Source organism: Frankia sp. AgKG'84/4 (genome assembly GCF_023242965.2).
GTDB lineage: Bacteria > Actinomycetota > Actinomycetes > Frankiales > Frankiaceae > Frankia.
In genome coordinates, this window is the sequence record NZ_JALKFU020000269.1 from 1 (window position 1) to 6,949 (window position 6,949).

At 69.4% G+C, this 6,949-nt stretch carries 2 protein-coding genes and 1 pseudogene; 1 reads left to right on the forward strand and 2 read right to left on the reverse strand.

What is annotated here, in order from left to right:
- A partial coding sequence (gene istA, locus MXD58_RS16510; protein WP_250609508.1) for an IS21 family transposase occupies positions 1-1,358 on the reverse strand: 1,358 nt, incomplete at its 3' end.
- A gap of 290 nt (positions 1,359-1,648) precedes the next feature.
- Between istA and MXD58_RS16515 the strand changes: the two genes are divergently transcribed.
- The gene (locus tag MXD58_RS16515) at positions 1,649-6,088 is read left to right on the forward strand and encodes an NB-ARC domain-containing protein (protein WP_248841299.1); all 4,440 of its coding nucleotides are present in this window, start codon (positions 1,649-1,651) and stop codon (positions 6,086-6,088) included.
- A 208-nt stretch (positions 6,089-6,296) separates the two neighbouring features.
- Here the strand turns inward: MXD58_RS16515 and MXD58_RS16520 are convergent.
- A pseudogene (locus MXD58_RS16520) lies at positions 6,297-6,949 on the reverse strand (hypothetical protein); the annotation flags it as partial.

Consider the following 6,949-nt stretch of genomic DNA (forward strand, 5'->3'; position numbering starts at 1 on the left):
GCGTCGAGGATCGCCCGGACGTCGGCGGCGTGCCAGCGGCGGAACGCCACCGCCCGTTCCAACGCCGCGACCAGCGGGCCGCGGCCGTGGGCCGCTTCCAGTCCGGCGAGCTCGACCAGGTCCGCGCCCAGGCGGGTGTTGCCTGCCGCCGCGGCGCCGGTCAGGAACGCCTGCGCTGCCGGGCCGAGCGCGCAGAACGCCTTCTCCTCGGTGGTTTTCGGTCGCGGTGCCCGCGTGGGTGCCGGGCGGGGGCCGCCGTAGTGGGCGTCGAGGACCGCCGCCTCACCGGGCGCGACCAGCCGATGCTCGGCGAGGATCTCCCCGCCGACCGGGTCGACGATGGTCAGCCGACCCTCGCCGGCCGTCAGGGTGACGGTCGTCCCGATCCAGACGGTCGGGACCGAGTAGCGGGCCGAGGCGTAGCGGACACACGACAGCCGGTCGACTTTGCGAGTCACCGCCCCGGTCGTGCCGGTCAGCCGCAGCGACGGCAACCCGCCCAGCAGCGGCCGTTCCTCGGCCAGCCGGTCCGTGGGAACAGCGGCGATCTCGCTGTGGACCGCCGCGTTGACCTCGGCGCACCAGCCCAGCGCCGCCCGGTTCGCCGCCGTCAGATCCGCGAACGGCATCCCCGGGATCATCAGATCACGTTTCGCGTAACCGACAAGGTTCTCCACGATCCCTTTCGATTCCGGGTCCGCCGCCTCGCAGAAATCCGGCCGGAAACGGTAATGCGACGCGAACCGAACATAACCCGGTGAGGGAACCACAACATTCGCGACGACACCACCCTTCAAACAGCCCATCCGATCCGCGAGCACCGTCTTCGGGACCCCACCCAACACCTCGAAGCATTCCGCCAGCAATCCGAACGTCGTGCCCGCCCGCTCATCCGCGGCGAACCGGACGAACCGGACCCGCGACCAGGCCAGCACCGCGCAGAACACATGCAACCCGCCGAGCACACCCCAGTCGATCGCCAACACCTCACCCGGCGTCCAGACCGCCGGCCGGCGGCCCCGATGATGCCCCACCCGCCAGTCCGCCTTCGTGGTCGCGACCAGCCGGCGGAAGTTCCGCGGTGACCCGTCATACCCCGCCGCCCGCGCCACCGGCAGCAACCGTTTCGCGGAGATCCGCCCGCCGGTAGCCTTCACCCGCCCGGCGACCAGCTCCGCGACCGAGTCGTAGTTCCGGGCCCGGCGCACCCGCACCGGACGGCCACCACCGTTCTCATGCCGTTCGATGATCCGACGGACTGTCTTCGGGGTCGTACCGCACATCGCCGCGGCCCCCCGATACGAGCCCACCTCCCGGTAGGCCGAAATCACGTCCATACGTTCCCTCGCAGACTTCAATAGGAACTCCTGGGCGGTGCGGTGACTGGCTAGACACCGCCACCGTCACCGCCCAGGCCTCACGCTCCCAGCAGACACGACATCCCACGAGGAACCGGGACCACACCACGACCACCAGCGAGGACCCCCACCCGGCCACCAACGGGGACCTCTACCTGGCCACCAACGAGGACTTTTTCATGGCCATGGACAGACGGTGGGGTTCCGATCCGATCGATGCCGTGGCTGGCGGCCCGCTCGGTGTGTTCGCTTGAGATGATGCGCATCGGCCGCGTGTGAGGGGGTGACGGGTGGGCGGGCTGTCGGAAGAGGAGATCGACGAGTTCGCGCAGCTGTTCGCCGAGTTACCGGCGGCGCGGCAGGTGTTGGAGGGCGCGGGGTTGTCCCGGAAGGATCTTCCGGGGTGGAATGTGGCGAGCGCGGCCGAGTTCTGGCGTGAGGTGTCCGTGCGGCTGGCGGGTGGGGCTGTGCCCGAGGGCCGGCGGCGGGTGTGCGCGGCAGCCTTGGAGACTTTCCCGCGAAACGAGGTGTTCGCCGCGGGGGCAGGAGCCGGGCGGGTTCGGGTCGTGGCGTCGTGGGAGGCCGCGCGCGCGGCGTGGCCGTTGCCGGATCCGTTCGTGGAGCGAGCGACGGCGGTCAGCGAGATCCGGGATCTGCTGACGGCTGCTGGGGCTGGGCCTGTGGGCGTGGTCGGCATGGGTGGTGCGGGCAAGTCGACGGTCGCCCGCGGGCTGCTTCACGATGATCAGATCCGCGCCCGGTTCCCCGGCGGTGTGGTCTGGGTCGAGGTGAACCCCGATCGGGATGTGCCTGAGGTGCAGGCGCGGGTACTGGCTGCATTCGGGGATCCACGGCCGGCCTTGGACGTGTCGGAAGGCCGCGAGAGGCTGCGCGCGCTACTGGCGGGGGCGACGTGCCTCATCGTCCTGGATGACGTGTGGGACCCAGCCGTCGTGGACGGGTTTCCCCGGCTTGGCGGCGTCCGGCTGCTGGTTACTTCCCGCAGCGGTCGAGTTCTGCCCACGGCCACACCGATCTGTTCGGTCGGCCCGGTCGACGAGCCGACGGCTCGGCAACTGCTCGCTGCCTACGCCGGACAGGCCGTGCCGGATTTGCTAGGGCCGCTGAGGGTGTTGGAGCGGTGCGCGGGGCTGGCGGTAGCGCTTGCGATCGCCGGCGGTTTGGTCCGGGAGTCGTGGGATTTCGACGAGATCGCTGAGGCGTTCGACCGGGCGGCCCTGGCCGAGCTGACGGGGCGGTTTCCGGGCTATCCGTATCCGCACTTGCTCGCCGTCCTCGACGCGGGGCTGCGGCTGCTGCCCGCGGAGGCAGCCCCGCGGCTGTGCGAGTTGGCGGTGTTCAAGGGACGAGGGCCGGTCCCGATTTCGGTGCTGCTGGAGTTGTGGGCGATCACCGGGCCGCTCGACAGCAAGGCCGCCCGAGCGGTGCTTCGCCGACTCGACGGGGCCTCGTTGCTCCGGATCCATCCTGAGACCCGCACGGTCACGGTTCACGATCTGGTGTTCGACTTCGCCCGCGGGAGCCTGTCGTCAGGCGAGGTCGCTCGCCTGCATGCCAGGCTCGCCGGGCGCTTCCTCGACCGCTGGGGCGGGCTAGCGAAGGGGCTTCCCGGACTCCCCGCTGCGGGCCAGCGAGACGCCACTGACCGTTACGCCCTGACCTGGCTGATCGACCATCTCCTTGCCGCCGACGATCCAGACACGGTCGACGCGGTCTTGGCCATCGAGCGGCATATACAGACTGGCCGGTCGGAAAGCGTCTGGTACACAGCTCACGAGGAGGAGGGCAGTCTCGGGGATTACCTGGCTGGGGTCCGTGCCGCACGCCATCACGCGGCGACCCGCGAAAACGCTGGCTCACTGCTCGCTCTGGGCCGCCAGGCCACCTACGCGCTACTTCTCGGCTCGATCGCCAGCCGAACCGCGGACATCCCCGGAGAGCTCCTCATCCGCCTCGTGGAGACCCGAGTGTGGCCCGCGACCCGAGCCTTCGCCTACGCCGTCGCCGTGCCGGACCTGACCGTCCGGGCGCTGACCTTGTACGAGCTCGCGGCGCATGTGACGGATAGCCAGGTGCGTGCGGCGATGCTCGCTGAAGCCGTTGGCGCCGCGACCGCGATCGATGACGCGTTCTACCGTGGGCACACGTTGAGCCTGATCGCGCCCCGGATCCCCACAGGGCTGCTCGGCGAGGCGCTACGCGCTGCCACCGCCATCGAGCGATCTGGACCCCGGGCGAAAGCCTTGGCCGGGCTGGCGCCGTATCTCCCACAAGGTCTGCTCGCCGAGGCGCTCACCACAGCTACCACCATCGACGATCCGTATTGGCGGGCAAACGCCCTGAATGGACTGATCAAACATCTGCCGACAGAACAACGCGGGGTGGTCCTCTCCGCAGCGATCGCCGCCGCGACGGCCGTCGCCTCCCCGGAGGACCGGCGACGGGCGTTGGCCGAGCTCGCGGAACACCTGTCCGCTGAAGGCGATCGCCCCGTCCTCACGGAGGCGGTCGCGGCAGCCGCCGCGATCCGCGATTCGTATGGCAGTGGACGTGCGTTGGCCCGGCTGGCAGCGCATCTACCTGCCGACCTGCTCAGCGCAGCGCTGGCTGCGGCCGGGACCATCGACGACGTAGAGGGCCGGGCGGAGGCGCTGATCGGGCTGGCGGCGTATCTACCGGGGGATCTCCTTGCCGAGGCGCTGGCCTCGGCGACCGCCATCGACCGGCCAGAACCCCGGGCGCAAGCGCTCGCGGCTCTGGCTGCGCATCTGTCCGAGGCACAACGCGGGCCAGCCCTCGCCGAGGGGCTGCGTACCGTCCTCGATACCTCCGACCTGCGCAATCGGGTGAAAGCGTTGACCGCGCTGGCGCCGGCTCTGCCAGCCGATCTCCTCGCCGAGGCACTGACCGCCGCAACCGACATCGATCGCCCGGAGTCCCGGGCACGAGCGCTCGCGGCTCTGGCTGCCCATCTACCCGAGGCACAACGCGGATCGGTCCTCGCCGAGGCAGTGGCCTCGGCGACCGCTATCGAGCGACCCGGCGCTCGAGCCGACACGTTGATCCTCCTGGTTGAGCAGCTGCCCGCCGCGCAGCGTGGAACGGCTGCTGGCGAGGCGCTGGCCGCGGCGACTGCCATCGACGGGCGGGCTTCCCGCTCCCACGCCTTGGTGGCCCTGAGCATGCACCTTCCTGAGAATCGGCAAGCTGCGGTCCTCGCCGCTGCGCTGGATGCGGCGACATCCATCGACTCGCCTGACGACCGGATCGAGGTGGCGACCCAGCTGGCGGCGCATCTACCCACCGAGCAGCGCGAAGCGGTCCTCACCTACGCACTCGATGCTCTCAACACCGTCGACGATCAGTACAAACGCGCAGATTGGCTGAGTATGCTCGCTGCGGATCTGCCCGAGCGTCTGCTCGCCGACGCGCTGTCCGCCGCGGAGGCCATCGACCTGCCGGGAGCCCGGTCGCGGGCGCTGGCTGGGCTCGTGGAGAGGCTGCCCGGCGAGCAACGCACCTCCGTGTTCCGAAAGGCGCTGACTGCCGCTGCAGCCGTCGAATTTTGGCCCGCGCAGGGACAGATGCTAGTCAGGCTAGCGATTCAGCTACCAGACAGCCTGCTTCCCACCGCGCTGGCCGCCGCAATGCGTATCAGCTATCCGGACGCTCGGGCGGAGGCGTTGACCGCGCTCGCGGCACGGCTTCCTCCAGCGGAGCAGGGGGAAGTTCTCGCCGAGGCGCTGATGGCTGCGACCGCCATCGACTATGCCGGTTCACGGGCACGCGCATTGATCCGGCTCGCCGGGCTCCTGCCCGTCGGGCAACGCGAAGCGGCTGTCGCCGATGCACTCGCTGCGGCAAAGACCGTCGACCATCTTGCGACCCGGGCCGAAACGCTGGCCCGACTGGCGGTGCACCCTCCCGCCGACCAACGTGAGGCTGTCCTCGCCGACGCACTGGCCGCCGCGACCGCCATCGATGAACCCACGTTCCGGGCCAGGACGCTCGCCGGAATAGTCCCGCACTTTCCCCCTGACCAGCAAAGAACCGCACTCAGTGCGGCGCTGGACGCCGTCGCCACCGTCGAGGAGACGAGCGCCAGGGCGGATGCGTTGACCGGTCTGGCGGAACTCCTACCAGCCGACCTTCTCGCCGAGGCGCTGGCGACCGCATTTAGCATCGTTGATCCACACCCACGGAAACGGGCGTTGACCGGCCTTGCAGCGTTCCTGCCAGTTGACCTGCTCACCAAGGCGGTGGCGGCTGCGCCCGACACCGACCAGCCAGTGGCCCGCGCAGGCGCACTGACGGCGCTCGCCGCGCGTCTTCCCACTGGCCAGCAACGGACGGTCCTCGCCGAGGCGCTGGCCGCCGCGACCGACATCGATACCCAGCACATCAAGGCTCAGGCATTGGCCGACTTGGCAGCGCTCCTTCCGGCCGATCTACTCGCCAAGGCACTGACCGCCGCGGTTGCCATCCGTCGCCCCGGAGCCCGCGCGGAGGCGTTGACCGGCCTGGTCACCCACCTCTCTCACGAGCGGCAGGGACCCGTTCTCGCAGAAGCGCTCGCCTCGGCCTCGACGGTGGGACGGAAGGCCGTGCTCGACGTCATCCTCGTGGCGCTTCGCCTGGAGGGCGTGCCGAAGCTAGCCGCCGCCACGATCGGCGAATCGTTGCTGCGGGTCTGGCGTTGGTGGCCCTGACGCCTTTCACGCAGGTCGCACGCCGCGGTGCGAAGCGGGATGGTCGGTGACGCCCCTACGGCCCCGCTGGCAGCTGGTCGGCGGTGGCTTCCTGCGCGCAGGAGGCACCGGCGCCGCCACTGGCTCACGTCGCTGCGGTGCAGTGGAGGTGCAGCCCGAGCCGGTCCGCTCCTCCACTGCCGGTCACGCGGGTGTCCCAGTATCCGAGTTACTCCTCGCCCTCGTTGTTCTTCTGCTCCTCAGCATCCTTGATCATCTGAAGGAGGAGTGCTTCGGCTTCCTCGGCGTCCAACGGAGGGGTCTCCTCACCCGGTGCCTGTGGGGTGAGAACGCGGTCGAAGAAGTCGTCGAGGGTTGCGGAGTCGAGGGGACCGCCGGGGCTGACGGTTCCGCGGAGGGAGCGTTCGATGATCGTGCGTGGGATTTCTAGACGTCGTTCGGTTTCGTGGATGGTAAAGGAGATGGCGCGCCGGGCGTGGGTGGGGCTGTAACGGATGAGCCATTCAAGGGTCTGTGACACGCCGTTGCCAAGTGTGTAGGACACTGTTGGGAAGAGTCTGTCGGGGGAATCTAGTTCCTTGGAGATGGCGAATTCGTCGACGAGTGCGTGGCCGATTGTTTCGGCGAGGTTGTCCCAGGGCACGATTTCTTTTCCGGCCATTTCCGCGGCGACGGTCCAGCCGAGTTCGTCGGCGAGGTTTTGGACCGCTTCGGGGGTGCGCCAGCGGAGTGCCCAGCGGCGGCGTCGGTCGGGGCGTTCCCAGAGAGTGGCGTAGAAGTTCTGAGAAGGTGTTTGAGATCTCCGGGTGGTGACTGGCTGTGATGTTCGGGGTGTGCGATGGGTGTGCGTTCGCGGGGAAA